This is a genomic window from Streptomyces sp. NPDC086077 (assembly GCF_040686175.1).
Taxonomy (GTDB): Bacteria; Actinomycetota; Actinomycetes; order Streptomycetales; family Streptomycetaceae; genus Streptomyces.
This window is the reverse complement of the sequence record NZ_JBFBJT010000009.1, coordinates 1-26672: the sequence shown is the minus strand read 5'-3', so window position 1 is coordinate 26672 and position 26672 is coordinate 1. Positions and strand designations below refer to the sequence as shown.

The following is a 26672-nucleotide window of genomic DNA, read 5'->3' as shown; positions in this document are numbered from 1 at the left end:
GGTGCACTCCGCGGTTCTGCTGATCGAGTTCGGTTCGATCCTCCTGGGCCTCGGCCTGCTCGGCCGGATGGCCGGCCGGCTGGGCTTCTCGCCCATTCCCCTCTATCTGCTCGCCGGGCTGGCCTTCGGCGAGGGCGGTCTGCTGCCGCTCGGCGCGAGCGAGGAGTTCGTCGCCATCGGCGCCGAGATCGGCGTCATCCTGCTGCTGCTCATGCTCGGCCTGGAGTACACGGCCAGCGACCTCGTCACCAACCTCAAGTCCCACTACCCGGCCGGCCTGGTCGACTTCGCGCTCAACGCCCTGCCGGGCGCGGCGGTCGCGCTGCTGCTCGGGTGGGGCCCTGTGGCCGCCGTGGTTCTGGCGGGCGTCACCTGGATCTCGTCCTCCGGTGTCATCGCGAAGGTGCTCGGCGAACTGGGCCGGATCGGCAACCGCGAGACGCCCGTGATCCTCAGCGTGCTGGTCCTCGAGGACCTCGCGATGGCCGTGTACCTGCCCATCATCACCGCGCTGCTCGCGGGGGTCAGTCTGGCGGCGGGCAGCGTGACGCTGGCGATCGCACTGGGCGTGGCGGGGCTCGTGCTCTTCGCAGCGGTGCGCTACGGCCGGGTCATCTCGCGGTTCGTCTCCAGCGACGACCCGGAGAAACTGCTGCTGGTCGTCCTCGGGCTGACGATCCTCGTCGCGGGCATCGCCCAGCAGCTCCAGGTGTCGGCGGCGGTGGGCGCGTTCCTGGTCGGCATCGCGCTGTCGGGGGAGGTCGCGGAGGGCGCGCACACGCTGCTGAGCCCGCTGCGCGACCTGTTCGCCGCGGTGTTCTTCGTCTTCTTCGGCCTGCACACCGACCCGGCGAGCATTCCGCCGGTCCTGCTGCCCGCCCTCGGCCTGGCCGTCGTCACCGCCCTCACCAAGATCACCACCGGCTACTGGGCCGCCCGGCGCGCCGGGATCTCCCTGAGGGGCCGCTGGCGCACCGGCGGCGCGCTGGTGGCCCGCGGCGAGTTCTCCATCGTGATCGCGGGCCTGGCGGTGACGGCCGGCATCGAACCGTCCCTGGGCCCCCTGGCCACGGCGTACGTCCTCATCCTGGTCATCCTCGGCCCCCTCACGGCCCGTTACACCGAGCCGGTCGCGATGCGCTGGATGCGCCACCGCGCCAAGGGCCCCTCCGGACCGGTACGACGCGAGGAGGACGCCCGGACGGAGGCACCGGTCGGGGACTGAGTTCCGGGCCCGGACCGGGGTGACTGCCGCCTGAGCGCATGACGGACGAGGGAGGGTGTCCGGGTCGGCGACGTGCTGTCGGTCGCCTGCCCGTTCACCCGGACCCGAATGGCGCACGGCTTGAAAGGGGATCATGGCGGCACGGCGAGCCCTGAGGCCCGGCTCACGCGGCGCGAGTCCAACCGGCGGCTCGGCCCCCACCGGTCGTCGGCCAGGGCCCGGCGGGCGCACAGCCAGTGCCCGCCCATCCCGCCGTACGCCGCCTCACGCCCCGTCCGGCCGCCAGCCCTGACGGCGCAGCACCGCCGACACGTCCGGTGCCTCGTAGTGCTCCCCCTTGAGCACCTTGCCGTCCGCACGCCGCATCACCTGGCCGTCGGGGCCCAGCTTGGTCATGTTGGAACGGTGGATCTCGGCTATCACCGCGTCGAGGTCGATGCCGTGCACGAGAGCCGTGCCGTAGGCCACATAGACGACGTCGGCCAGTTCGTGCGCGAGCTTGTCGAGGGGGCCGTTCACCGACACCTCGGCGACCTCCGCGGCCTCCTCGGCCAGCAGCTCGCCGCGGTGCCCGGCCAGCTTCGGCGACACCTTCGTCGGAACGCTGCGGGCGTCGAGACCGAAGGCGAGGTGGAATTCACGGACCAGGTCGGCGGGCGAGGAACTCATACCCGAAACACTATCGGCCCCCACTGACAGCCCCCTGTGATTCCCGCCCTGGTCAGCAGCCGTACGGACTGGCAGGATCGCGCTCATGTCCAGAGCGCTCCCCCGTATCGGCATCCGCCGTGCCCTGCAGAGCACGGCGGCCGGCGCGGTCGCCCTCGCCCTGCTGCTGTGGTGGCTGCTGCCGCTGGGCGAGGAGCCGCCGAGGGGGGCGATCACGTTCAGCACCGGCACGCCGCGTGGTGTCTACCAGGAGTACGGCACCCTGCTGCGCACCGAGCTGTCCAGGGACATGCCGAACCTCAAGGTGCGGCTGCTGACGAGCGACGGCTCCCAGGAGAACGTCGCGCGTGTGGCGACCGGCGAGGCCGACTTCACCATCGCGGCGGCCGACGCGGTGGAGACGTACGAGCTGAACAAGGGACCGGGCGCGGACCGGCTGCGCGGCGTCGCACGGCTGTACGACGACTACGTGCACCTGGTCGTCCCGCGCGACTCGGACATCCACTCGGTCGAGGATCTGCGCGGCAGGCGGGTCGCCATAGGGCTGCCCCACTCGGGCGTGCGGCTGATCGCCACCCGGGTGCTGAAGGCGGCCGGCATCGACGCGCGGCAGGACATCACGCCGCTGTCCGACGGCATAGACACCGGCCCGGCCAGGCTCAGGCAGGGCGGGATCGAGGCGTTCTTCTGGTCCGGCGGGCTGCCCACGGACGGTCTGCGGGAGCTGGCCAAGAGGTTCAAGTTCCGCTTCGTGCCGATCGACGCGGACTTCGTCTCCGAGCTGCACCGCCAAGGCCCGGCGACCCACCACTACCGGGCGACCAACATGCCCGAGTCGGCCTACGGGGCCCGCGGCGGCGCCACCGTGCCGACGATGGCGGTGTCGAACGTACTGATCACCCGCAAGGACATGGACCCCGAGCTCACCGAGTGGGTGACCCGCACGGTGATCAAGAGCCGCGACGGCATCGGGGCGCACGTCCACTCCGCCCAGCTGGTCGATCTGCGCACTGCCATCTACACCGACCCGCTGCCCCTGCACGACGGCGCCCGTCGCTACTACCGCTCCGTCAAGCCGTAGGGCAGTTGCGGGGCACGGTCAGCGTCACCTTCAGCCCGTGCGGCGCATGATGCTCGTAGGCGATGGAGCCGTCGGCCGCCGCGAGCAACGCGCGCGTGATGGACAACCCGAGCCCCGAACCCTTCACGTTCTGGTGCCGACCGCTGCGCCAGAAGCGGTCGCCCACACGGCTCAGCTCCTCGTCGGTCAGGCCGGGCCCGCGGTCGGCGACCACAACCGTCGAGGTGTCGCCGTTGGAGGCGACGGTGACCTCGACGCACGCGCCCTCGGGCGTGAACTTCACCGCGTTGTCGATCACCGCGTCCAGCGCGCTGGACAGGGTCACCGGGTCGGCCCAGGCCGTCGTCGCCGGGCAGTCCCCAACCAGCCGTACGCCCTTGGCCTCGGCGGTCGGTGACCAGGCGGCGACCCGCTCGGCGGTCAGCGCGCCGACGTCCGTGAGCCGGAGGTCGGCCCCCGCGTGCTCGGCGAGCGCCAGGTCGAGCAGGTCGTCCAGAACCCGCGCCAGGCGTTTGCCCTCGGCCTGGACGGAGGCGATCTCCTCGTTTCCCTCGGGCAGTTCGAGGGCGAGCAGCTCGATGCGCAGCAGCAGCGCGGCGAGCGGGTTGCGCAACTGGTGCGAGGCGTCGGCGACGAAGGCGCGCTGCTGCTCCAGCACGTCCTCGACGTTGTCCACCATCTCGTTGAACGACCGGGCGAGGCGGCGCAGTTCCGGCGGTCCGCTGGCCACCGCGACCCGGGACTTCAGACGTCCGGTGGCGATCTCGTGCGTGGTGGCGTCCAGGACGCGTACGGGCCGGAGCACCCAGCCGGTCAGCCGCAGCGCGGCGCCGACGGCCAGCAGCATGGCGGCCGTCTCGCCCGCGGCGATGACCAGCCAGCCGTACAGGATCTTCGAACGCATCTGGTCGGTCGGCGAGTCGGTGACCACGGCCGCGACGACGTCACCGTCCCGGATGACCGGCGAGGCCACGACGAGCCGGCCGTCCTGCCAGGGCCACACCTGCTTGGGGTCGTCGCTGCGGCGGCTCAGCAGGGCCTCGTCGAAGGCCTCGCGCACCTCGCCCTCCGGGGGGAGGAACCACTGCGCCGGCGCATGAGCCATCGGGGTGTCATTGACGTAGAAGACACCGACGCGAATGCCGTAGACCTCGTAGTAGCTGTCGAGTTCGCGGCTGAGCGTCTCCAGGCGCTCGTCCGGCTCGGTACGGCGGGACCCGGTGGGCGAGACGGTGACGAACTGGGCGAGGGCCGCGAAGAACGCCGTGTCGTCGATCCGGTCGACGACCACCTTCTGCTGCTGGGCGGCGGCCACGCTGACGGCCAGCGGGACGCCGAGCGCCAGCAGTACGGCCGCCATCAGGACGATCAGCAGCGGCAGCAGACGTGTGTGCACCCGGCCCCGCTAGGCGGCCGGGGCGACGAGCCGGTAGCCGACGCCGCGCACGGTCTCGATCAGGGCGGGCATGCGCAGCTTGGCGCGCAGGGACGCGACATGCACCTCCAGGGTGCGTCCGGTCCCCTCCCAGCTGGTGCGCCACACCTCACTGATGATCTGCTCCCGCCGGAACACCACCCCCGGCCGCTGCGCGAGCAGGGCGAGCAGATCGAACTCCTTGCGGGTCAGCTGGACGACCGATCCGTCCACCGTGACCTGACGGGTGTGCAGTTCGATCCGTACGGCGCCCAGGAGCAGCGCGGTGTCCCCACCGGTGGCGGAGTCCTCGTGGACGGTGCGCCGGCTGACGGCGTGGATCCGGGCGAGCAGCTCCCCCGTGTCGTACGGCTTCACCACGTAGTCGTCGGCGCCGAGGTTGAGGCCGTGTATGCGGGAGCGGACGTCGGAGCGCGCGGTGACCATGATCACCGGGATGCTGGTGCGCTTGCGGATCTTGCCGCACACCTCGTATCCGTCCTGGTCGGGCAGGCCGAGGTCGAGCAGGACGACGCCGAAGCCCGCGCCCTCCGGGACGAGCGCCTGAAGAGCCTCCTCGCCGCTGCGCGCGTGGGTGACGTCGAACCCGTGCCGCGCAAGAACCGCGGACAGCGCGGCGGCGACGTGGTTGTCGTCCTCGACGAGGAGCAGTCTCATCCCGGCCTCCTTCGGTTCATCGGCGGTACGGACTCGGCGGGTACAAAGGTCGCTGGGCACAAAAAGGTGTGCACGCGCGCGCGTGCACCAAGGCAGTCACGCTGATGGAAGAGGACGGCGTCAAGAGGGTTCCGGTTGCGCGGGCCTTCCGTTATCCGGCCGATACGCGCCCGGTCCTCCGTGCTACCACCCGTGTCCAGCTGCTACCGGATCGTGATACTCAAATTCGCCTCAGATGTAATGACGCAGGTCGCATAGGGTAGCTACTGTCCTCCGAAACCGAGGAGGACGGAGCCCGAGAGCGATGACCGAAGTATCGGTGGCCAAGGAAGATGTGGCCGCGACCGGCGAACTGGTCGTCCTGAAGAGCGTCAACAAGCACTTCGGCGCGTTGCACGTACTCCAGGACATCGATCTGACGATCGCACGCGGCGAGGTCGTCGTGGTCATTGGACCCTCTGGGTCCGGAAAGTCCACCTTGTGCCGCACCATCAACCGGCTGGAGACGACCGACTCCGGCTCGATCACCATCGACGGCAAGCCGCTGCCCGCTGAGGGCAAGGCGCTGGCCCGGCTGCGCGCCGACGTCGGCATGGTGTTCCAGTCGTTCAACCTCTTCGCGCACAAGACGGTGCTCGAGAACGTGATGCTGGGCCAGATCAAGGTCCGCAAGACCGAGAAGAAGCAGGCCGAGGCGAAGACCCGGGCCCTGCTCGACCGGGTCGGCGTGGCCTCGCAGGCGGACAAGTACCCCGCACAGCTCTCCGGTGGCCAGCAGCAGCGCGTCGCGATCGCGCGGGCGCTGGCCATGGACCCGAAGGTGATGCTCTTCGACGAGCCGACCTCGGCCCTCGACCCGGAGATGATCAACGAGGTGCTGGAGGTCATGCAGCAGCTCGCCCGTGACGGCATGACCATGATCGTCGTGACGCACGAGATGGGCTTCGCCCGATCCGCCGCGAACCGCGTGGTGTTCATGGCAGACGGCCGCATCGTCGAAGAGGCCGTGCCGGACCAGTTCTTCAGCAACCCGCGCAGCGACCGCGCCAAGGACTTCCTGTCGAAGATCCTCCACCACTGACCGTCACTCGTCGCACCTGCTGCGACAAGCCGCGTTTCCCGCACCGGACGGCCCTCCCCTTCATCACGCAAAGGATGTTCACATGAAGTTCCGCAAGGTCTCTGCCGCGGCGACCACCGCACTTGTCCTGTCCCTGACCGCCACCGCGTGCGGCGGGGGTGACGGGGACTCGGAGTCGGGCTCCGGTGGCGGCGACAAGATCAAGATCGGTATCAAGTACGACCAGCCGGGTCTCGGCCTGAAGGAGCCGGGCGGCTCCTTCTCCGGCTTCGACGTGGACGTGGCCACCTACGTGGCCAAGGAGCTGGGCTACGAGGCCGACCAGATCGAGTGGGTCGAGACCAAGAGCGCCGACCGTGAGAACGCCCTTTCCCGTGGCGACGTGAAGTTCATCGCCGCCACTTACTCGATCACCGACGAGCGCAAGGAGAAGGTCGACTTCGGCGGCCCGTACCTGCTGGCCCACCAGGACCTGCTGGTCAAGGCGGACTCCGACATCAAGGAAGGCACCGACCTCAACGGCAAGAAGCTGTGCTCGGTGACCGGATCCACCTCCGCGCAGAACGTCAAGGACGAGATCGCCCCCGACGCCCAGCTGAAGCAGTACGGCACCTACTCGGAGTGCATCGCCGGTCTGCAGAGCGGCGCGGTCGACGCTGTGACCACCGACGACTCGATCCTCGCCGGCTTCGCCGCGCAGGAGCAGTACAAGGGCAAGTTCAAGCTCGCGGGCCTCAAGCTGAGCAACGAGAACTACGGGATCGGCGTCAAGAAGGGCGACTCCGAGACCCTGAACAAGATCAACGAGGCGCTGGAGAAGATGGTCAGCGAGAAGGCCTGGGACAAGGCGGTCCAGGACAACTTCGGTCCGGCCAACTACAAGAACGAGCCCGCGCCGAAGATCGGCCAGATCGTTCAGTAACGCGGGAAACCCTCCCCTAGCGGAGTGCTTCGCAGGCGCACCACCGCCGGCCGCTGTCCCGGCGGCGGTGCGCCATGCCCGCCACGTTCGTCACACACCCGGAAGCGCGGGAGATCGTGTTCGACTTTCTTTCTGACTATGACGACCCGAGCCTGTTGGGCGCCTTCTGGGTGACGGTCCAGCTCACCGTCTTCTCCGGCATCGGCTCGCTGGTCTGGGGCACCCTGCTGGCCGCGATGCGGGTCAGCCCGGTCCCATTGATGCGCGGCTTCGGTACCGCCTATGTGAACATCGTCCGGAACATCCCATTGACGGTCATCATCGTCTTCACCTCGCTCGGCCTCGCCGACTTCTTCGGGGTGACGCTGGGCGCGCCGGACGACTTCGAGCTACAGGGCTTCCGGCTGGCGGTCCTCGGCCTCGTCGCCTACACCGCCGCCTTCGTCTGTGAGGCGCTGCGGTCCGGCATCAACACCGTGCCCGTCGGACAGGCCGAGGCGGCCCGTGCCCTCGGGCTGAGCTTCAGTCAGGTGCTGCGGCTGATCGTGCTGCCCCAGGCGTTTCGCTCGGTCATCGGCCCGCTGGCCAACGTCCTGATCGCGCTGACCAAGAACACGACGGTGGCGGCGGCGATCGGTGTCGCGGAAGCCGCGCTGCTGATGAAGGAAATGATCGAGAACGAGGCTCAAACCGTGCTCATCGGCGCGGTCTTCGCCTTCGGTTTCGTGGTACTGACCCTGCCCACCGGCCTGTTCCTCGGCTGGCTGAGCAAGCGACTGGCGGTGAAGCGGTGACCTCCGTTCTGTACGACGCCCCCGGCCCCAAGGCCAAGCGGCGCAACGTCATCTTCTCGGTGGCCTTCATCGCCCTGCTCGCACTGCTCGTGTGGTGGCTCTGGCAGGTCATGGACGACAAGGGCCAGCTGGAGTGGGCCCTGTGGAAGCCGTTCGCCGAGGGCGAGGCGTGGACGACGTATCTGCTGCCCGGCCTGGGCAACACGCTCAAGGCCGCGGCGCTCGCCATGGTGATCGCCCTGCCGCTGGGCGCCATATTTGGCATCGCACGACTGTCCGACCATCGGTGGGTACGCGTTCCGGCCGGCGCCGTGGTGGAGTTCTTCCGGGCGATCCCGGTGCTGCTGCTGATGCTGTTCGCCAACGAGCTCTACGCGCGCTCCACGGACGTCAGCAGCGATGCCCGACCCCTGTACGCGGTCGTCACGGGCCTGGTCCTCTACAACGCGTCCGTCCTCGCCGAGGTCGTCCGGGCCGGCATCCTCGCCCTGCCCAAGGGACAGACGGAGGCCGCCCAGGCGATCGGCCTGCGCAAGGGCCAGACGATGAGCACCATCCTGCTGCCGCAGGCCGTCACGGTGATGCTCCCGGCCATCGTCAGCCAGCTGGTCGTCATCGTGAAGGACACCGCGCTGGGTGGTGCGCTGCTGGGCTTCAGCGAACTCGTCAGCGCGCGCGGCACGCTCGCGGCCAACTACGCGAACGTCATCCCGAGCTTCATCGTCGTGGCGATCATCTTCATCGTCCTGAACTTCGCCCTGACCAGCTTCGCGGGCTGGCTGGAGGCCAGGCTCAGGCGCAGCAAGAGGGGCACCGGCACGGTGCTGGGAGCCGAGCAGGTGGAGGAGCTCAACGCGGCCGAGGTCGGAGGTACCCACGGCACCAGGGCCGGAGGGGCCGTCTGAAAGTGAGTCAGCGGCTTCCGTGACATGAGGGGCAGTGGCATGATCGCCACTGCCCCTCGTCACTTGACGCAAGCACCGGCAATGGGTTGCATACGTTCTGTGATCGTGCACCCTGCTCCAACCTCCTGTTCACATACGTCTCCAGAGGCACCGCTGCGGACAGGGAGCGCCGCGTGGATCCGGTGATCATCGTCGGAGCGGGGCCCGTCGGGCTCACGCTCGCCCTGGCGCTGGCGCGCCAGGAAGTGCCGTCTGTCGTCCTCGACGAGGGGCCGGGCAAGGACGAACCACGGCTCGCCCGCACCCTCGTCCTGCGCGAGGACACCGCCGCGCTCATGGAGCGGCTGACCGGGGTACCGCTCGACGAGGTCGGGACCCGTTGGGCCGGATGGCGGTCGATGCGGCGCAAGCAGGTGGTTCGGGAGATCACTTTCGAGGACCCCGGCGACGCCGGCGCCGCCGGCGCCGCCGAGCCCGACCGCCTCCGCCCGGCTGACCCGGGGCGCAAGCTCGGCTCGGACTACGCCGTGACCACCGGCGCCGCCCCCGAGCAGCCGCCCCTGCACCTCGCCCAGCACGTCCTCACCGACGCCCTGCGCGCGGCCATCGACCACGAGCCCCTCACCAAGATCGCCGTGGACAGCAGGCTCGACACCATCGAGCAGGAGTCATCCGGCGTCACCGCGCACACCCGGGGCCCCAACGGCACCTGGTGGCGCGGCAGTTATCTGGTCGGCTGCGACGGCCCCCGCTCGACCGTGCGCAAGCTCCAGGACATCCGCTTCCCCGGCCGTACGGCGGTGGAACGCTACGCCGTCGCCGCACTGCGTACGGAACTCCCCTGGCCAGGCCGGGCGTTGCTCCATCGCACGCCGCCGTGGCGGACGTCGGGCCCCTCGGCGGGCGAGATCACCGCACGCCCGCTCCCCGCCGGCGTCTGGCGGGTCGACTGGCTGCTGCCCCCCGGCAAAGACCTGGTCACGCCCGAGCTCGTGGTGACCCGCATCCGGGAGACCCTCGCCGGCTGGACCGGCGGCTCCACCCCGCCGTACGAACTGCTCGACACCGGCGTCCACACCGTCCACCACCGCCTGGCCCGCCGTTGGCGCGTCGGCCGCGTCTTCCTCGCCGGGGACGCCGCCCACCTGCTCGGCGCGCTCGGCACGCAGGGGCTGGAGGAGGGGCTCAAGGACGCCGACAACCTCGCCTGGAAGCTGGCGCTGTCCTGGCATCACGGGCCTCGCGAGGCACTTCTCAACAGCTACCAGGCCGAGCGCCGCGCGATCGTCGCAGCGCGGCTGCGCGCCGCCGACCAGGTGCTGCCGCTGCTCCGTGGCGGCGGCGCCCTGCGCGCCTACGTCCCCGGCACCGGCCGCGGCCATGAGTCGCTGCTCACCGACGGTCACCTGGGGCGGGGACCACTGGGCGAGACGTCCACCTACGCCGACTCGCCCCTCGCACCCCGGTCCATCGAGGCGGAGGTCCCCGTCGAGACGCTCCCGGGTGCGCCGGTGACGGATGTGCGGGTCACGGCGGAGGATGGTTCCTTCGTACGACTGCGCGACCGGCTCGGGCGCGGCGCGCTGCTCGTCGTACTGATCGCCCCGGGCACCGGCGTGTGGGAGCGCAAGCACTGGGTGACCGCCGGGATCATGCCCCGGCTCGCGGCCGCGGTCACGGCGCTGCCCCATCCGGCCGAGCTGCTGGTCGCCGAGCGCTACCCCGGCGCCTCCGCCCACACCGTCCTCCTCATCCGCCCCGACGGACACCTGGTCACAGCCCTGAACGGCGTTCGCCCGGCCGACCTCTACGCGGCCGCCGAGGCGGCACTGGGCGGCCCGGTGAAGGCGCCGGCGGAAGCCACGGCGGGCTCGCGCTGACGCCGGTCCTCCCGGGCTCCGTGCGCGTCCCGTCCTCTCCGCCGCCCTGCGTTCGTCCGCAGGGTGGCGGAGAGTTGACCAGTCCGGACCGTCGTGGTGTACTCCGATTCGTGACCGACACCTGTGTGCGCCTGTGGCGGAGGGTCCATATGGACCTCGTCCGCTATGCGGGCTGCGTGTGTCGTCCCTCCTGCTGATCTCGCCTTCCTCTCTTTCCGCGCGCCGCTGACGCCTCGCCGCGCGCGCTCACGCGAACGCTCATCAGGACGGTGCACGTTGTCTGTCTCTCCTTCCGCCTCTGTACCCGCCACTGCCGCGGGATCCGCCACTGTCGCGGGGTCTGCCACTGCCGCCCCGACGCAGGCCGATCTTCTCGACTTCGTCCGGCGTACGGCCGCGGACGACGCGTTGATCGACTCGCTTCCGCTCGACCCCGAGGGCCGTACCTGGGTACGGCTGGAGGGCCCCGGCGGCAGCGAGGCCTGGCTGATCGGCTGGCCGCCCGGCACGGGCACCGGCTGGCACGACCACGCCGACTCGGTCGGCGCCTTCCTCACCGCCCGCGGCGAACTCAAGGAGAACTCTCTCGCCGCCCGGCTGCCCACCGACGGCTGGAAGACCCTGGAACTCACCGAGGACGTCGACCGGGAGCGCCGCCTGCCGGCAGGCCGGGGTCGCTCCTTCGGCCGCCACCACGTCCACGAGGTGCTCAACGAGTCCTCCGAACGGCATACCGTCTCCGTGCACGCCTACTACCCGCCGCTGCCCCGTATCCGCCGCTACAGCCGGGCCGGGAACGTGCTCCGGCTGGAGCAGGTCGAGCGGCCGGAGGACTGGCAGTGAGGCGCCGCACGGTACGGCACGGTGCCGGTGAACGCGCAGGTCGCACAGGGGCGTTGAGGAGGAACGATGAGCGGTGAGCGTGGGGTGCCGGTGGGCATCGACGAGTTGCTGGAGCGGGTGCGCGAGGGGTACGCGCGGATCGAACCGCAGGAAGCCTACGAGGCCGCCCGGGCCGGCGAGGCCCTCCTCGTGGACATCCGGTACGAGGCCCTCCGCGAACGCGACGGCCTGATCCCCGGCGCCTTGGTGGTGGAGCGCAACGAACTGGAGTGGCGCCTCGACCCCCTCGGCAGCCACCGCCTCCCCGAGGCCACCGGCCACGACCTGCGCGTCGTGGTCGTCTGCAACGAGGGTTACGCGTCCAGCCTCGCGGTGGAGTCCCTGCACCGCCTGGGGTTGCACCGGGCGACCGACCTGACGGGGGGCTTCCAGGCTTGGCGGGGTGCGGGGCTGCCCGTCACAGCGAACCCGTGACGCCCGTCTTGGAATCGCCGCCCGCCTGGACGCCGGCATCTCCGAGCGCCTGGACGCCGTGGAACCGCCGCGCTCTTGGACACCGTGGAATCCCCACGCCTGAACGCCGTGGAATCCTCACGAGCCCGAAACCCGTGAACCGTCGCGTGTCTGCAGGCCGTGGGACCGCCGCGCGCCCAAGCGCCATGGAACCCCGGCGCGCCTAGAACCCCTCTCCCCCCAAGAACTCCGTGTCCTCCCCCTCCTCCTCCAACGCCTGCCGCACCACCCGCAAGGCCATCCCCTCGGGATATCCCTTCCGCGCGAGCATCCCCGCCAGGCGCCGGAGCCGCTTGTCGCGGTCGAGGCCGCGGGTGGAGCGCAGCTTGCGGGCGACCAGTTCGCGTGCGGTCGCCTCCTCCTGCTCGGTGTCGAGCTGCGCGACGGCGTCCTCGATCAGCGTGGAGTCGACCCCCTTGGTCCGCAGCTCCTGCGCCAGCGCCCGCCGGGCCAGCCCCCGGCCGTGATGCCGGGACTCCACCCAGGCGTCGGCGAAGGCACTGTCGTTGATCAGCCCGACCTCCTCGAACCGCGACAGCACCTCCTCGGCCACGTCGTCCGGGATCTCGCGCTTGCGCAGGGCGTCCGCGAGCTGCTTTCGCGTCCGCGGGGTCCCGGTGAGCAGGCGCAGACAGATCGCCCGTGCCCGCTCAGCCGGGTCCCCTGGGGACTCCTCCTGCTCGGCCCTGGACAAGGAGGAGGTGCGCCCGTCCTGTGCGGACGACTCCGCGAAGCCTCGCCGACGCCCGCGCCCCCGCCGTGCGCCGGTTTCGCCGCGCCCCGCGCGGTCGCCACGAGGCCGGCCGCCGCCGCTCGCACCCGCACCGGCGCGCGAGCCACCGTCCTGCCGGTCCTCACCCTGCCCGGCCCCGGCAAAGCCCCCCTCGTCCGCGCTCCCCGGATCCGGCTCCCTCGGGACGCCGGGGTCGGGGTACACGTACTCGGCCCAGTCGGTTCGCCGTGTCACGGGTCAGCTCTTGGCCGCCGCGGCCTTGGTCTTGGCGGTCTTCGCCACCGCCGGGGCAGGCACCGCCTTGGCCGGGTCGTCCGCCGGGGCGGAGACCGCGGCGTCCGTGCCCGGCTGGGCCGCCGGCTGTTCCGGCCGCACACCCACGCCCAGCTTCTCCTTGATCTTCTTCTCGATCTCGTTGGCCAGGTCGGGGTTGTCCTTCAGGAAGTTGCGCGCGTTCTCCTTGCCCTGGCCGAGCTGGTCGCCCTCGTAGGTGTACCAGGCGCCGGCCTTGCGGACGAAGCCGTGCTCCACGCCCATGTCGATCAGGCCGCCCTCGCGGCTGATGCCCTGGCCGTAGAGGATGTCGAACTCGGCCTGCTTGAAGGGCGGGGCGACCTTGTTCTTGACGACCTTGACGCGGGTGCGGTTGCCGACCGCGTCCGTGCCGTCCTTCAGGGTCTCGATGCGACGGATGTCGAGTCGCACCGAGGCATAGAACTTCAGCGCGCGGCCACCGGTCGTGGTCTCCGGGGAGCCGAACATCACGCCGATCTTCTCGCGGAGCTGGTTGATGAAGATCGCGGTGGTCTTGGACTGGTTGAGCGCGCTGGTGATCTTCCGCAGGGCCTGGCTCATCAGCCGGGCCTGCAGACCCACGTGGCTGTCGCCCATCTCGCCCTCGATCTCCGCGCGCGGGACGAGCGCGGCGACGGAGTCGATGACGATGAGGTCGAGGGCGCCGGAGCGGACCAGCATGTCCACGATCTCCAGGGCCTGCTCGCCGTTGTCGGGCTGGGACAGGATGAGGTTGTCGATGTCGACGCCGAGCTTCTGCGCGTACTCGGGGTCGAGGGCGTGCTCCGCGTCCACGAAGGCGACCTGTCCGCCGGCCTTCTGGGCGTTCGCCACCGCGTGCAGGGTCAGGGTCGTCTTACCCGAGGACTCCGGGCCGTAGATCTCGACGACTCGGCCGCGCGGCAGGCCGCCCACGCCGAGGGCCACGTCGAGCGCGGTCGACCCGGTCGAGATGACCTCGATGGGCTCCTTCGTCCGATCGCCCATGCGCATGACCGCGCCTTTGCCGAATTGCCGTTCAATCTGTGCGAGCGCGGCGTCGAGAGCCTTCTCGCGGTCGGTTCCTGCCATGGGTTCCACCCGGTTTGCTTGAGTCGATCGCTTCACGTCAAAGACGCTAACGCCTGGCACTGACAATGCGCCCCGACGCCGGTCCGGCCTGTGGATAACTCGGGCACTTCTATGTCAAATCCCTGTGGAAATCCCCGCCGAGAGCCTCACCGGAACCTCCATAAGAATGGATGTTCGATTTTTGTGTCAAGCTCACCACGCGGCACCTCCGAGACTACGACCGCGTACTGACGCCGGGCCCGGTTTCCACCCCACCGCCCCGAAACCCGCCCTGCTTCCCACGGCGTACGGCGGCGTCTCCGGGCCGTACTGTCGCCCCAGCCGCGGTTACGAACGCCCGTCCGCGGAGCCTTCGCCCAAGCCGCCCGAAGGTCCGGAGTCCCTTGAAAGGCGATCCCCCGACTCCGCCGCCCGCAGCCGCCCCCACACCCGCCACGCGCGCGTGACCAACCCCGTCCCTGGGGCCTGCCTCCGGTGCCCGTGCACCCGAGGGTCGTCCGTGACGTCGTACCGCTTCACGTACGCGCCGAGGAACGCCTGGAGCGTGGCGACCGCCGGGATGGCGATCAGCGCGCCGACCGCCCCGAGCAGGGCGGTGCCCGCGACGACCGACCCGAAGGCGACGGCCGGGTGGATGTCGACGGTCTTGGAGGTCAGCTTGGGCTGCAGCACGTAGTTCTCGAACTGCTGGTAGATCACGACGAAGATCAGCACCCACAGCGCGTACCAAGGGTCGACCGTGAAGGCGATCAGCATGGGCAGGGCGCCGGCGAGATACGTACCGATGGTGGGGATGAACTGCGACACCAGCCCCACCCAGACAGCCAGCACGGGCGCGTACGGCACGCCCAGGATCTCCAGCAATATGTAGTGCGCCACTCCCGAGATGAGCGCCATAAGACCGCGCGAGTACAGATAGCCGCCGGTCTTGTTGACGGCGATCTCCCACGCGCGCAACACCTCCGCCTGGCGGGCGGGCGGCAGCACGGAGCAGAGCGCGCGGCGCAGCCTCGGGCCGTCGGCGGCGAAGTAGAACGCGAACAGGGTGATCGTCAACAACTGGAACAGGCCCCCGAGGACCTGCGCGGACACGTCCAGGACGCCGGTCGCGCTGTTCTGCACGTAGTTGCGCAGCCAGTCGGAGCGGAGCACGCCCTCCTGGATGTCCACGCGCCTCAGCTCGGTCTTGAAGTGGGCGTTGATCCAGTTGATGACGGAGTCGAGGTAGTCCGGAAAGCCCTCGACCATCGTGATGATCTGGCCTGCGAGCATCGAGCCGAGCAGGGTGACGAAGCCCGCCGAGACGATCATCACGGCGAGGAAGACCATGCCGGTGCCCAGCCCCCGGCGCATTCCGCGCGAGGCCATCCAGCTCACGGCGGGCTCGATGGCGAGTGCGAGGAAGAAAGCGATCAGGATGTTGATCAGCAGGCCGGTGAGCTGGTGGAAGGCCCAACTGCCCAACTGGAAGAGGGCGACCAGGGTGAGCGCCAGCACCATGGCGCGCGGCAGCCAACGCGGCATGCGTCCGCCGGGCGTGACGCGACCGCCGGCCGGGGGCCAGGCCGGCGGCGTCGTGCCGGAGGGGGATGCGTGCGGGGCCGTATGCCCTGTCTCGTCTGCCACGATGCAAGTCTCACCCACGCCACCGACAATCGGGTGACGTCCTGCGATCTCCCTGACCGGTCAGCGCCTTTCCTGCGGCACGTTCATGACCGCGCAGACCACACGCCACACGTCCTTGGCCTCCCAGCCGGCGTCGAGCGCCTGGTACACGGTGCGTTCACCGAGCTCCGACATCACGTGATCACGCGCGAAGGTGTCGGCGTACCCCGTACCGAAGTGCTCCGCCATCCGCTCCCAGAAGACCGTCAACCTCATGACATCAGTATCCCGCCCCTGAGAGTGGGCCCGAGCCGGGAGCGCATGCCGAGACCGCTTTCCGTCCTACGGTCTGAGCCATGGCCGAAACAGGAGCTTCACCACTCCCCCCGACGCCCCCGGCGCACTCCCCGCTGTTCCGCGCCGAGCAGTTCGTCTGGCTCACCGCGCGCGTGCTGGAGCAGCGCCTCTTCGCGTACCACTTCCTCCACGGCGGCGCCGACCCGGTGGAGACGGCTCTGGACGCCTACCGCAACCAGGACGGCGGATACGGCCACGCCCTGGAGCCCGATCTGCGCGGTCCGGTCAGCCAGCCGCTGCACACCGCGCACGCCCTGCACGTGCTGGACGCCATCGGGCACTGCGGCGGCCAGCGCGTGGAGCGGGTGTGCCGCTATCTGACCTCCGTCTCCACGCCGGACGGCGCGCTGCCGGCGGTCCATCCCGGTCAGCGCGGCTACCCGACGGCCCCCTTCGTACCGGTCGTCGACGACCCGCCCAGCGAACTCCTCGCCACCGGCCCGGTGGTGGGCGTCCTGCACCGCAACGAGGTGTGGCACGCCTGGCTGTTCCGGGCCACGGACTTCTGCTGGCAGGCGGTCGAGTCCCTGAAGCGGTCCCATCCCTACGAGATCCAGGCGGCGGTGACGTTCCTTGACTCCGCACCCGACCGCCCGCGCGCGGAGGCGGCCGCCGACCGTCTGGGCCGCCTGGTCCGCGAACAGCGCCTCGCCGCACTCGATCCCGAGCGTCTGGACGCCTACCCCGTCGCTCCCGGGTACGCCCCCGGCGAGCACCACTTCCCGCACGACTACGCCAGGACGCCGCACTCCCTCGCGCGCGTGTGGTTCACCGACGACGAGATGGAACGCTCCCTGGACTTCCTGGCGAGCGAACAGCAGGAGGACGGTGGCTGGCCGATCCGCTGGCGCCAGTGGGCCCCCGCCCCCGCGCAGGAGGCCCGCCCCCTGGTGACGATCCAGGCCCTGCGCACCCTCAGGTCCTACTCCCGCGCCATCGGCTGACTCCGTACCTCAGACAGGATCGCCCGCGCCATCGGCTGACTCCGTGCCTCAGCCACTGATCGCCCGTACCCCCGCCGTCACCACCACGGCCGCCGCGACGACCAGCAGGAAGGGAGCGCGCAGGAACAGCGCCACGGCGGCCGCGGCGACCCCCGCGGCCCGGGCGTCCAGCACCAGCGCCCGTCCGTCGGCGAACGTCTGCTGGGCCGTGAGGGCCGCGAGCAGGGCGACGGGCAGCAGCGCGGCGAGCCGCTTGACGAGGGGCCGTTCCAGCACGCCGGCCGGCACCAGCAGCCCGGCGAGCTTCACGGCGTAGCAGCTGACGGCGGTGACACCGATCGCTATCCAGACGTTCAACGATCCTCCTCCCGTCCCGCGCGGCGCCCACGCGCCCACAGCACCGCCGGCGCCGCGAGCGCGGCCACCAGCACCGGCAGACCTGCGGGCAGCACCGGCAGGAGCCCCAGCCCCAGAAGCACCGCGAGCCCCGCGACAGCCCGCTCGGTCCCACTCGTCAGCATCGGCGCCAGCAGCGCCAGGAAGACCGCCGGCCCGGCCGCGTCGAGCCCCCATGCGGCGGTGTCGCCGAGGGCTTCCGCCCCCAGTGCCCCGAGCAGCGTGGTCAGGTTCCACAGCACGTAGAGGCTGAGCCCGGTCACCGTGAACCCGATCCGGACGCCGCGCCGCGTGGACTGCGCCAGCGCGACCGCCGCCGTCTCGTCGATCACCCACTGTGCGGCGAACGGGCGCACCGCGCGCGGGAGGGCCAGCAACTGCGACAGCCGCAGCCCGTAGAAGGCGTTGCGCACGCCCAGGAAGAAGGCGCCCGCGGCCGCGGTGAACGGATTCCCGCCCGCGGCGAGCGCCCCCACCAGCGCGAACTGGGAGGCGCCGGTGAACACCAGCAAACTGAGCGCACACGTCTGCCACAGGGTGAGTCCACTGCCCGCCGAGGTCACCCCGAAGGCGAACCCCGACAGACCTACGGCGACTCCGACGCCGAGGGCGTCCCGTACGACGGCGGCATCCGGTCTTCCATCGGTTCGTATGTCTGCGAGAGCTGTCTGATCTGCCACGTCTCGGACGGTATGCGCAGCTGCTGTGCCGCGTCTTGTACGTTCTTGCGCTCCCGCTGGTAGGCCCCCGGCGGTACCCCCACGATCCGGCTGAAGTGCCGATTCAGGTGCGGCTGGTCCGTGAACCCCACCAGTGCCGCGGCCTCCGCGGGCGCCGTGCCGCCGTCCAGCAGCCGCCGCGCCCGCCGCACCCGGGCATCGGTCAGCCAGGTGTGGGGCGGCATCCCGTACGACACCCTGAACGCGCGCAGCAACGCGAACGGACTGGTCCCGAGCTCCTCCGCAAGCCTCTCCAGACTCGGCGGCTCGGCCATCCGCACCTCCAGCACCTCACGCGCGCGTGCCGCGACGCGCGCCCCCGCCGTCCGCACCTCTCGCTGCGGCATCGACCCACCGTTCAGCCGCAGCAGCCGCGTCACGGCGACCCGCAGGAGCGTGTCGGCGGCGAGGGCGTTCCCCTCGTCGGCGGCACGCAGCACCCGGTGCACCAGTCCCACCGCGTACGGATCCTCCAGCACGGGCCGCACAAATCCAGGCGTCCCACGAATCACCGTCGTCTCGGCAGCGATCTCCGCCACCAGATCCGGCGAGGGATAGACCGCCCCGTACCGCCACCCCTCCGGCACCCCGGCCCGCCCGGTGTGCGGCGTATCGGGATTCACCAACGCCAGCGTCCCGGCCCCCGCGTATTGGTCGCCCCCACCGTGGTGGAAGACCTCCACCCCGTCCGCGATGGCCGCGATCACGAAGTGCTCATGCGTATGCCGCACGAACGTCTTCCGCACGTACCGGGCCCGCAGCAGATCCACACCGGGCAGCTCCGAGTACTGCCAGTGCCGCGCACGCTCACCCGACCCCATGCCCTCATTCTCCGCCACAGCCGCAGGTGCGCCCTGCGCTCCCGCCCGAACCCCCAGCTCAGCGCCATTGTCAGTGCCGAGGTGCAGGATGGACGCATGGCTAGCTCCACGCACCGAGCCCTGGACGGCTTCTCCCCCGCGACCCGCAGCTGGTTCACGGGGGCCTTCTCCGCGCCCACCGCAGCCCAGGCCGGCGCGTGGCAGGCCATCGGCGAGGGCTCGGACGTCCTGGTCGTGGCGCCCACCGGCTCGGGCAAGACCCTGGCCGCCTTCCTCGCCGCTCTGGACCAGCTCGCCTCCACGCCCCACCCCGCCGACCCCAAGAAGCGCTGCCGGGTCCTCTACGTCTCACCGCTCAAGGCCTTGGCCGTGGACGTGGAGCGCAACCTCCGCAGCCCCCTCACCGGCATCCGCCAGGAATCCGTCCGGCTCGGCCGGCCCGAGCCCGACATCAAGGTGGGCATCCGCTCCGGCGACACCCCGGCCGCGGAGCGCAGGGCCCTGTCCACCCGCCCGCCGGACATCCTGATCACCACCCCCGAGTCCCTGTTCCTGATGCTCACGTCGGCCACCCGCGAGGCCCTGACCGGCGTGGAGACGGTGATCCTCGACGAGGTGCACGCCGTCGCCGGCACCAAGCGCGGCGCCCACCTCGCCCTCTCCCTGGAGCGCCTGGACGAGCTGCTGCCGAAGCCGGCCCGCCGTATCGGCCTGTCCGCCACCGTCCGCCCGGTCGACGAGATCGCCCGCTTCCTCTCCCCACGCCGCAAGGTGGAGATCGTCCAGCCGAAGTCCGGCAAGGAGTTCGACCTCTCCGTCGTGGTCCCGGTCGAGGACATGGGTGAGCTGGGCGGCTCCCCGGCCGGCGACAACGGCCCCGAGGGCGGCGACCGCCCGTCCATCTGGCCGCACGTGGAGGAGCGCATCGCGGACCTCGTCCAGTCCCACCGCTCCACCATCGTCTTCGCGAACTCCCGCCGTCTCGCGGAGCGCCTGTGCAACCGGCTCAACGAGATCGCCTACGAGCGGGCGACCGGCGAGCCCCTGGACGAGCACCACGCCCCGGCCGAGCTCATGGGCGGCTCCGGCGCCGCCCAGGGCGCCCCGGCCGTCATCGCCCGCGCCCACCACGGCTCGGTCTCCAAGGAGCAGCGCTCCCTGGTCGAGGAGGACCTGAAGGCTGGCCGGCTCCCGGCCGTCGTCGCCACGTCCAGCCTGGAACTCGGCATCGACATGGGCGCGGTCGACCTCGTCGTCCAGGTCGAGTCCCCGCCCTCGGTCGCGTCCGGCCTCCAGCGCGTAGGCCGCGCGGGGCACCAGGTCGGCGCGGTCTCGACGGGCGTGGTCTTCCCGAAGTACCGCGGCGACCTGGTCCAGGCAGCTGTGGTCACCGAGCGGATGCGCACCGGCGCGATCGAGTCCCTGAGGGTCCCCGCCAACCCCCTCGACGTCCTGGCCCAGCAGCTCGTCGCGATGACGTCGATGGACACCTGGCAGGTCGACGACCTGCTCGCGATGGTCCGCCGCGCCGCTCCCTTCGCCTCGCTCCCCGAGTCGGCGTTCACCGCGGTCCTCGACATGCTGGCCGGCCGCTACCCGTCCGACGCGTTCGCGGAGCTGCGCCCGCGCGTGGTGTGGGACCGCGTCGCGGGCACCATCACCGGCCGCCCCGGCGCGCAGCGCCTCGCCGTCACCTCCGGCGGCACCATCCCCGACCGCGGCCTCTTCGGCGTCTTCCTGGCCGGCGCCGACCCCAAGAAGGGCGGCGGCCGGGTCGGCGAGCTCGACGAGGAGATGGTCTACGAGTCCCGCGTCGGGGACGTCTTCACCCTCGGCACCAGCTCCTGGCGCATCGAGGACATCACCCGCGACCGGGTGCTGGTCTCCCCGGCCCCGGGTGTCCCGGGCCGCCTCCCCTTCTGGAAGGGCGACCAGCTCGGCCGCCCGCTCGAACTGGGCCGCGCGGTGGGCGCGTTCCTGCGCGAGGTCGGCTCCCTCAGCAAGGAGGACGCCCGCCTGCGCCTGCTCGCCGCGGGACTCGACGCCTGGGCCGCCGACAACGTGCTGTCCTACCTCGACGAACAGCGCGAGGCCTGCGGCCACGTCCCCGACGACCGCACCATCGTCGTCGAACGCTTCCGCGACGAGCTCGGCGACTGGCGCGTCGTGGTCCACTCCCCGTTCGGTGCCCAGGTGCACGCCCCGTGGGCGCTGGCGCTCGGCGCCCGCCTCTCCGAGCGGTACGGCATGGACGCCCAGGTGATGCACGCCGACGACGGCATCGTGCTGCGCCTGCCCGACGCCGACCTCATGGGCCTGGACCTGCTGGACCAGGAGCCGGTGAAGCTGGGCACCGAGTACGACGCCGCGCAGGCTCCCGTCAACGCCGGGGACGTGGTCTTCGACAAGGGCGAGGTCGACCAGGTCGTCACCGACCAGGTCGGCGGATCGGCCCTGTTCGCGTCCCGCTTCCGCGAATGCGCCGCCCGCGCGCTGCTGCTGCCCCGCCGCAACCCGGGCAAGCGCACGCCCCTGTGGCAGCAGCGCCAGCGCGCCTCGCAACTGCTCCAGGTGGCAGGTGAGTTCGGTTCGTTCCCGATCGTCCTGGAGGCGGTCCGCGAATGCCTCCAGGACGTCTTCGACGTCCCGGGCCTGGTCGAGCTGATGGGCGACCTGGAGTCCCGCAAGGTCCGCCTGGTCGAGGTCACCACCCCCGAGCCGTCCCCCTTCGCCCGCTCCCTCCTCTTCGGATACGTCGCCCAGTTCCTCTACGAGGGGGACTCGCCGCTGGCCGAGCGCCGCGCAGCCGCGCTGTCGCTGGACTCGCGCCTGCTCGCCGAGCTGCTCGGCCAGGCGGAGCTGCGCGAACTGCTCGACGCGGAGGTGCTGACCGAGCTGGAGCGGGAGCTTCAGTGGCTCACCGAGGACCGCCGCGTCAAGGACGCCGAAGGCGTCGCCGACCTGCTGCGCCTCCTCGGCCCGCTCACCGCCGCCGAGCTGGCCGAGCGGGGCGCCGAGCCGCAGTGGGCACAGGAGCTGGCCCGGGCCCGCCGCGCGATCCAGGTCCGTATCGCCGGCGCCGACCACTGGGCGGCGATCGAGGACGCGGGCCGCCTGCGCGACGCGCTCGGCACAGCCCTGCCGGTCGGCGTCCCGGAAGCCTTCATGGAACCGGTGAAGGACCCGCTCGGCGACCTCCTCGCGCGCTACGCCCGCACCCACGGCCCCTTCACGTCGGCCACGGCCGCCGCCCGGTTCGGCCTGGGCGTGGCGGTCACCGAGGGCGCCCTGCAGCGGCTCGGGGCGTCCGGGAGGGTCGTACAGGGCGAGTTCCACCCGGCCGGCATCGGCCAGGAGTGGTGTGACGCGGCTGTGCTGCGCCGGCTGCGCCGACGTTCCCTGGCCGCCCTGCGCCACGAGCTGGAGCCGGTGCCGCCGCCGGCGCTGGCCCAGTTCCTCCCGCAGTGGCAGCACATCGGGCGGGGGCACACACTGCGGGGCATCGACGGACTGGCGCGCGCCATCGAGCAGTTGCAGGGCGCCTCGGTGCCCGCCTCCGCCCTGGAGAAGCTCGTCCTGCCGTCCCGCGTCGCCAACTACTCTCCGGCCATGCTCGACGAGCTCACGGCCGCCGGCGAGGTGGTGTGGGCCGGAGCGGGCGCGCTCCCCGGCAAGGACGGCTGGGTCTCCCTGTACCTGGCGGACGCGGCCCCCCTGCTGCTGCCGCCCCCGCACCCCCTGGAGCTGACGGCCCTCCACGAGTCCGTGCTCGCCGCCCTCTCCGGGGGTTACGGACTGTTCTTCCGCCAGATCACCGACCAGGTCCGCGCCACCACGCACCCCGAGGCCACCGACCCCCAACTGGCCGACGCCGTCTGGGACCTGGCCTGGTCCGGCCGACTGACCAACGACACCCTCTCCCCGCTGCGCTCCGTGCTCGGCTCGGGCCGCACCGCGGGCTCCACGGCCCACCGTGCCAAGCGAACAGTCCCGCGCGGCCGCTACGGCTCACTGACCGCCGCCGCCCGTACGGCTTCCCGCAGTGGCCCTCCCACCGTCGCCGGCCGCTGGTCCCTGCTGCCGGCCCACGAGCCCGACCCGACCGTCCGCGCGCACGCTCTGGCCCGCACCCTGCTCGACCGGCACGGCGTGGTGACCCGGGGCGCGGTCGCCGCGGAAGGCGTCGAGGGCGGCTTCTCGGCGACGTACCGCATCCTGTCCGCCTTCGAGGAGAGCGGTCAGGCCCGGCGCGGCTATGTGGTGGAGGGTCTCGGCGCCGCACAGTTCGCGATGGACGGCGCGGTCGACCGCCTCCGCGCCGTTGCCAACGCCCGCGATCGGGGCGAAGCCCTGCCCGAGCCGGCCTTCGGAAACACCGCCGGCTTCCCCCACGGCGACGGCACCCACAGGAACGGCACCCACGGCGACGGCACCTTCGGCAGCCGCCCCGACGGCTTCTTCTCCCCCGCCGACGCCCTCGGCCCCTTCGACGATGACGCCTACCAGGGCGACGACACGTACAGCGATCCCGACGGCGAGGCCCCGCTCGCCCACCCCGCGCCGGGCGAGTACGTGTCTCCCAGGGACTACGCCGCAGCCGCCCGCACTTCCCCCTGGCAGAACGGCGGCCGCTCCCCGTACGACCCGGGTTCCCCCGCCCGCCGTAACGGCTCCCCCCTCGCCTCCCGGGCGGCGGTCGTCCTCGCCGCCGCCGACCCGGCGAACGCGTACGGCGCCGCCCTGCCCTGGCCCGAGCCACCCACCGGTGCGGGCCACAAGCCGGGACGCAAGGCGGGCTCTCTGATCGTCCTGGTCGACGGCGAACCGGCCCTCTACATGGAACGCGGCGGCAAGACCCTGCTGGCGTGGCACACCGACCAGGACGCCGCCCCCACCGACGACCCCCGCCTGTGCGCCGCCGCCGAGGCCCTCGCCGCGGCCGCCCGCGCGGGCTCCCTCGGCACGGTCACCGTGGAACGCATCAACGGCGCCGCCGCCCTCACGTCCCCCGTGGGCACCCTCCTGGAATCGGCCGGCTTCATCGCCACCCCGAGAGGCCTGCGCCTACGGGCGTGAACCAAGACGCCGGCCCCACACCCCGGCGCCCGGGTCTCCCCGGGCAGAACATGCCACCCTGAACCCATGCCCGAAGGAGACACGGTCTGGCAATCCGCGAGACGCCTGCACACCGCCCTCGCGGGCAAGATCCTGACCCGCTCCGACCTGCGCGTCCCCAAGTACGCGACGGCCGACCTCACCGGCCGCGCCGTTCTCGACGTCACCCCCCGCGGCAAACACCTCCTCACCCGCATCGAAGGCGGCCTCACCCTCCACTCACACCTCAGGATGGACGGTTCCTGGAGGGTGTTCGCGGCCGGCGCACGCTGGACCGGCGGGCCCGCGCACCAGATCCGCGCGATCCTCGGCAACCCGGACCACACCGCCGTCGGCTACCGCCTCCCCGTCCTCGAACTGCTCCGCACCACCGACGAGGACCGCGTGGTCGGCCACCTGGGCCCGGATCTCCTGGGTCCGGACTGGGACCCGGACCAGGCCCTGGCCAACCTCCTCGCCGCCCCCGCGCGCCCCCTCGGTGAGGCCCTCCTGGACCAGCGCAACCTCGCCGGCATCGGCAACGTCTACAAGAGCGAGCTCTGCTTCCTGCTCGGCGCCACCCCCTGGCTCCCGGTCGGCACCCTGCCCGCCGACCGCGCGGCCAAGCTCCCGGCCCTCGCGAAGAAGCTCCTGGAGGCCAACCGCGACCGCCCGATCCGCAGTACCACGGGCCGCCGGGGCCAGGACCTGTTCGTCTACGGCCGCGCCCCACGCCCCTGTCTGCGCTGCCATACCTCCATCCGCGTCGCCGACCAGGGCGACAGCTCCCGCGAACGCCCCACGTACTGGTGCCCCCACTGCCAGACCGGCCCGGCTCCCACGCCGGGCACCCCACACTCCAGCCAGGTCCAAGGGAGCCGAACTCGCTCCGCGCCGCCCGGCAGAACCCAGCACCGCCCGGCCAATTGACGATCCATCAGGATCTCTCGTACCGTCCCTACATTTCAAAGGCGTGCTCCACGCATGCCAGGAAGCCGCGCGCCTGATGCTCGTCCACGACGTGAAGGGCAGCATCATCACCATGGCGTCCGGCGCCGTCGACACCGGCGGCCCGGGCCTGCTCGCTACGGCGCGGCCAAGGCGGCCGTCGTACAGCTGACGAAGACGCTGGCCACCGAGATGGGCCCGTGCGGCATCCGGGTGAACGCGGTCGCGCCGGGCTGGATCACGCACGCCGATGACCGACCGCCACGACAGCGCGGCCCAGGCGCACACGGAGTCACTGATGGCGCGGATGTCCCCACTGGGCCGGATCGGGGAGGCGGAGGAGGTCGCTCACGCCGTTCTGTACCTGGCCTCGGACGCGTCGGCCTTCACGACGGGCCAGATCCTGCGTCCGAACGGGGGTGTGGCGATGCCCTGGTAGCGGCCCCCCAGACCGCCCGCCAGACCACCGCCCCGAGCGAACCTGCCGCACGCCCCCCGGGCACACAGTGCACCGGCAGCAGGCTCAGCCCCCACCCCCCGGCCACGACCGCCCCCTCCAGCGCCCCCGCGTCGGGCGCCGTCGCCAGTCGCAGCACGGCCCACCACCACACCACGCCGAGCCCCAGTACGGCCCCCCAGCGCACTATTCGCCCCGCCATGGCCGTCACCTCCAGCTCGGCGCCAGAAACGCCGTCCTCATCTCCGGGGCGACGCCGACGACGCTAGTCGCGTGCCCACGCGCCACGGGAGGGCGCACCAGCGGCACAGGGGCGCACACGCGCAGCAGCGACCTCGCCGGCCAGGCGCACGGGCGACCCGCGGATACGCCGGGTCAGCCGTTCTCGGCCTGGAACATCCAGTGGTGCTTCTCCAGGTCCGCGGTGATCCCGATCAGGATGTCCTGCGAGACGGGATCCGGCGCCTCGGTCGCCGCCACCCGCTCACGCATGCGCCCGATCACCGCCCCCAGCGCGTCCACGAGCACCCCGACCGCCTCCGCGTCCCTGATCCAGCCGCCGGCGGTCGCCGCGATTCCGCTGCCCACGGCCACCGTCGAGGCACGCCCGTCGGGTGAGACACCCAGCGCGGAAGCGCGCTCGGCGACCGTGTCGGAGTGGGTGCGCGCGCTGGTCACCACGTCGTCGAGCTGGAGGTGCACGCTGCGGAAGCGGGGGCCGACCACGTTCCAGTGGACCTGCTTGGCGACGAGGGAGAGGTCGATCAGATCGACGAGGGCACCCTGCAGCGCCTCGGCGACGGTCTTCAGATCCGCGTCGGACAGCGGGCTTTTCACGACGTACATGGCACCTCCGTTGGCTGACCCCGTCATCTCCCTCCACGATGACCGCGCCGACCCGGACCGGCAAACGCACCCAAACGGAACGTAAAAAACTTCCAAAGAGGGACGGCTCGCACACGCCGGACGCGCACGCCCCGGACCCCCACAGCGCACTACCCACGCGCCGCTGACCCGCACAGCCCTCGACCCACACACCCCCGGACCCGCACAACGCCCGACCGCCACACCCCCGAACCCGCACGCTCCCCTGACACGCGAAAACCCCGACCGCTCCCCCGGATCCACCCGGAGAAGCCCCGGCCGGGGCCTCACACGTTCCTGACAGTCACAGACCTCGTGACGCGCGGCAGCGTGCCGTACACGCGAGCCTCGACTCAGGCGGCAA

At 71.5% G+C, this 26672-nt stretch carries 25 protein-coding genes and 1 pseudogene; 14 read left to right on the top strand and 12 right to left on the bottom strand.

Going from position 1 to position 26672, the window contains the following annotated elements; translation table 11 throughout:
• Window position 1: 1 nt before the first annotated feature.
• Window positions 2-1225, top strand: a complete 1224-nt coding sequence (locus AB0O67_RS04545) for a cation:proton antiporter (RefSeq protein ID WP_365445980.1) — start codon at window positions 2-4, stop codon at window positions 1223-1225.
• A gap of 264 nt (window positions 1226-1489) precedes the next feature.
• On the opposite strand, the gene AB0O67_RS04540 is transcribed toward AB0O67_RS04545, so the two are convergent.
• Window positions 1490-1894, bottom strand: coding sequence for a MazG nucleotide pyrophosphohydrolase domain-containing protein (locus tag AB0O67_RS04540; RefSeq protein WP_365445977.1), 405 nt, complete (start codon window positions 1892-1894; stop codon window positions 1490-1492).
• An 85-nt stretch (window positions 1895-1979) separates the two neighbouring features.
• Between AB0O67_RS04540 and AB0O67_RS04535 the strand changes: the two genes are divergently transcribed.
• Window positions 1980-2975: a TAXI family TRAP transporter solute-binding subunit gene (locus tag AB0O67_RS04535; RefSeq protein ID WP_365445974.1), complete on the top strand. Its 996-nt coding sequence runs from the start codon at window positions 1980-1982 to the stop codon at window positions 2973-2975.
• Here the strand turns inward: AB0O67_RS04535 and AB0O67_RS04530 are convergent.
• Entirely contained in the window at window positions 2965-4371 is a 1407-nt protein-coding gene (locus tag AB0O67_RS04530; protein ID WP_365445971.1) for a HAMP domain-containing sensor histidine kinase, read from the bottom strand. The two genes, AB0O67_RS04535 and AB0O67_RS04530, sit on opposite strands and share 11 nt — an antisense overlap.
• Window positions 4372-4380: 9 nt before the next feature.
• Window positions 4381-5067, bottom strand: coding sequence for a response regulator transcription factor (locus tag AB0O67_RS04525; RefSeq protein ID WP_365445968.1), 687 nt, complete (start codon window positions 5065-5067; stop codon window positions 4381-4383).
• A gap of 304 nt (window positions 5068-5371) precedes the next feature.
• Here AB0O67_RS04525 and AB0O67_RS04520 point away from each other — a divergent pair, with 304 nt between their 5' ends.
• From AB0O67_RS04520 to AB0O67_RS04485, 8 genes are all read left to right on the top strand, one after another.
• A complete protein-coding gene (locus AB0O67_RS04520; protein WP_365445965.1) occupies window positions 5372-6148 on the top strand; it encodes an amino acid ABC transporter ATP-binding protein in 777 nt (258 codons plus the stop codon).
• Window positions 6149-6230: 82 nt separating this feature from the next.
• Window positions 6231-7070: a glutamate ABC transporter substrate-binding protein gene (locus tag AB0O67_RS04515; protein ID WP_365445962.1), complete on the top strand. Its 840-nt coding sequence runs from the start codon at window positions 6231-6233 to the stop codon at window positions 7068-7070.
• A 116-nt stretch (window positions 7071-7186) separates the two neighbouring features.
• Complete coding sequence (locus tag AB0O67_RS04510) at window positions 7187-7864, top strand: amino acid ABC transporter permease (protein ID WP_365446136.1); 678 nt, start codon at window positions 7187-7189, stop codon at window positions 7862-7864.
• Window positions 7861-8769, top strand: a complete 909-nt coding sequence (locus AB0O67_RS04505; protein ID WP_365445959.1) for an amino acid ABC transporter permease — start codon at window positions 7861-7863, stop codon at window positions 8767-8769. Before AB0O67_RS04510 ends, AB0O67_RS04505 begins: the two co-directional genes overlap by 4 nt.
• A gap of 173 nt (window positions 8770-8942) precedes the next feature.
• A complete protein-coding gene (locus AB0O67_RS04500) occupies window positions 8943-10649 on the top strand; it encodes an FAD-dependent monooxygenase (protein WP_365445956.1) in 1707 nt (568 codons plus the stop codon).
• Between the two features lie 20 nt (window positions 10650-10669).
• Entirely contained in the window at window positions 10670-10846 is a 177-nt protein-coding gene (locus AB0O67_RS04495; RefSeq protein WP_365445953.1) for a putative leader peptide, read from the top strand.
• A 79-nt stretch (window positions 10847-10925) separates the two neighbouring features.
• Window positions 10926-11492, top strand: coding sequence for a cysteine dioxygenase (locus AB0O67_RS04490; RefSeq protein WP_365445950.1), 567 nt, complete (start codon window positions 10926-10928; stop codon window positions 11490-11492).
• Window positions 11493-11558: 66 nt separating this feature from the next.
• The gene (locus AB0O67_RS04485) at window positions 11559-11966 is read left to right on the top strand and encodes a rhodanese-like domain-containing protein (protein WP_365445947.1); all 408 of its coding nucleotides are present in this window, start codon (window positions 11559-11561) and stop codon (window positions 11964-11966) included.
• 202 nt (window positions 11967-12168) lie between these two features.
• On the opposite strand, the gene recX is transcribed toward AB0O67_RS04485, so the two are convergent.
• The 4 genes from recX to AB0O67_RS04465 form a co-directional block, all read right to left on the bottom strand.
• Window positions 12169-12972 (bottom strand): recombination regulator RecX, encoded by an 804-nt coding sequence (gene recX / locus AB0O67_RS04480; RefSeq protein ID WP_365445944.1) that lies wholly within the window; start codon window positions 12970-12972, stop codon window positions 12169-12171.
• Between the two features lie 3 nt (window positions 12973-12975).
• A complete protein-coding gene (gene recA, locus AB0O67_RS04475) occupies window positions 12976-14103 on the bottom strand; it encodes a recombinase RecA (protein ID WP_365445941.1) in 1128 nt (375 codons plus the stop codon).
• 327 nt (window positions 14104-14430) lie between these two features.
• A complete protein-coding gene (locus AB0O67_RS04470) occupies window positions 14431-15627 on the bottom strand; it encodes an AI-2E family transporter (protein WP_365446133.1) in 1197 nt (398 codons plus the stop codon).
• A gap of 162 nt (window positions 15628-15789) precedes the next feature.
• Window positions 15790-15984: a DUF3046 domain-containing protein gene (locus tag AB0O67_RS04465; RefSeq protein ID WP_365445938.1), complete on the bottom strand. Its 195-nt coding sequence runs from the start codon at window positions 15982-15984 to the stop codon at window positions 15790-15792.
• A gap of 80 nt (window positions 15985-16064) precedes the next feature.
• Here AB0O67_RS04465 and AB0O67_RS04460 point away from each other — a divergent pair, with 80 nt between their 5' ends.
• On the top strand, window positions 16065-17009 hold the full coding sequence (locus AB0O67_RS04460; RefSeq protein ID WP_365445935.1) for a hypothetical protein: 945 nt from the start codon (window positions 16065-16067) through the stop codon (window positions 17007-17009).
• A gap of 48 nt (window positions 17010-17057) precedes the next feature.
• On the opposite strand, the gene AB0O67_RS04455 is transcribed toward AB0O67_RS04460, so the two are convergent.
• Genes AB0O67_RS04455 through AB0O67_RS04445 form a run of 3 tightly spaced genes read right to left on the bottom strand, consistent with a single transcriptional unit; the run spans window position 17058 to window position 18945 of the window.
• Window positions 17058-17366 carry an AzlD domain-containing protein gene (locus AB0O67_RS04455; protein ID WP_365445932.1) on the bottom strand — a complete coding sequence of 103 codons (309 nt, stop codon included), beginning with the start codon at window positions 17364-17366 and terminating at the stop codon, window positions 17058-17060.
• Window positions 17363-18085 (bottom strand): AzlC family ABC transporter permease, encoded by a 723-nt coding sequence (locus AB0O67_RS04450; RefSeq protein WP_365445929.1) that lies wholly within the window; start codon window positions 18083-18085, stop codon window positions 17363-17365. The genes AB0O67_RS04455 and AB0O67_RS04450 overlap by 4 nt, the downstream gene beginning before the upstream one ends.
• Entirely contained in the window at window positions 17992-18945 is a 954-nt protein-coding gene (locus AB0O67_RS04445; protein WP_365445926.1) for an AraC family transcriptional regulator, read from the bottom strand. Before AB0O67_RS04445 ends, AB0O67_RS04450 begins: the two co-directional genes overlap by 94 nt.
• A gap of 96 nt (window positions 18946-19041) precedes the next feature.
• On the opposite strand from AB0O67_RS04445, the gene AB0O67_RS04440 reads away from it, so the two are divergent.
• The 3 genes and pseudogenes from AB0O67_RS04440 to AB0O67_RS04430 all read left to right on the top strand — a co-directional run.
• Window positions 19042-24021 carry an ATP-dependent helicase gene (locus tag AB0O67_RS04440; protein ID WP_365445922.1) on the top strand — a complete coding sequence of 1660 codons (4980 nt, stop codon included), beginning with the start codon at window positions 19042-19044 and terminating at the stop codon, window positions 24019-24021.
• Between the two features lie 66 nt (window positions 24022-24087).
• Window positions 24088-24969, top strand: coding sequence for a DNA-formamidopyrimidine glycosylase family protein (locus AB0O67_RS04435; protein WP_365445919.1), 882 nt, complete (start codon window positions 24088-24090; stop codon window positions 24967-24969).
• A 25-nt stretch (window positions 24970-24994) separates the two neighbouring features.
• Window positions 24995-25426: pseudogene (locus AB0O67_RS04430) on the top strand (SDR family oxidoreductase); the annotation flags it as partial.
• Here the strand turns inward: AB0O67_RS04430 and AB0O67_RS04425 are convergent.
• Together AB0O67_RS04425 and AB0O67_RS04420 are read right to left on the bottom strand one after the other, a co-directional pair.
• On the bottom strand, window positions 25374-25646 hold the full coding sequence (locus AB0O67_RS04425) for a hypothetical protein (protein WP_365445916.1): 273 nt from the start codon (window positions 25644-25646) through the stop codon (window positions 25374-25376). The pseudogene AB0O67_RS04430 and the gene AB0O67_RS04425 sit on opposite strands and share 53 nt — an antisense overlap.
• A 173-nt stretch (window positions 25647-25819) precedes the next feature.
• On the bottom strand, window positions 25820-26290 hold the full coding sequence (locus AB0O67_RS04420; RefSeq protein WP_365445913.1) for a DNA starvation/stationary phase protection protein: 471 nt from the start codon (window positions 26288-26290) through the stop codon (window positions 25820-25822).
• Window positions 26291-26672 lie beyond the last annotated feature (382 nt).